1 protein-coding gene is annotated in these 669 nt (G+C 67.4%); it reads left to right on the plus strand.

The genetic code is table 11. The annotated features are described in order from the left end of the window. A partial coding sequence (locus AC1RUR_RS38335) for an AsmA family protein (protein ID WP_492853346.1) occupies positions 1–669 on the plus strand: 669 nt, incomplete at both ends.

The following is a 669-nucleotide window of genomic DNA, read 5'->3' on the forward strand; positions in this document are numbered from 1 at the left end:
ATCATCGGGATCGCGCTCCTGCTGGTGATCGGAATCCCCTCGGGCTTCCTGGCGTCGACGATCGCCTCGCGCGTCGAGAGCGGCACCGGCTATCGCCTGTCGATCGACGGGGCGACCCGGATCAGCCTGTGGCCGACGCTGAACGTCACGCTGAACAACCTCACGCTCCAGAACCCCAAGGACCGCAGCGGCATCACGCGGATCACGATCGACAGCGTGCAGGTCGACATGTCGCTCGCGAGCGCATGGTCGGGCCATCCGAAGATCAGCGAGATCGTCGTCAGCCATCCGGTGCTGTACCAGCCGCTGCTGCGCGACCGCCTGCCGAATGCCGATGTATCGCCGGCGCCGCTTGCGCTCGACATGGACGGCGCCACCATCGACCGTTTCAAGATCGTCAACGGCGAGGTCGCATTCGCGCGCCTGCGCGATCGGGTCGACAGCCGCATCAGCGCGATCAACGCCGACGCCGTCATGGGCCGCGACCGCACCATCAAGCTCACCGGCACGGCGCGCGTCAACGAACACCCGACCAGGTTCGACATCAAGGCGACCACGCCGGCGCCGCGGCTCGAGCGCCAGCCCATCCCGGTGGATTTCGCGATCGACATGCCCGACGTGCTGAAGTCGCAGCTGTCCGGCCATGCCGAGATGCGGCTCAACGGGCCG

The sequence above is a fragment of the Bradyrhizobium sp. GW821-FHT12B03 genome (genome assembly GCF_058807535.1).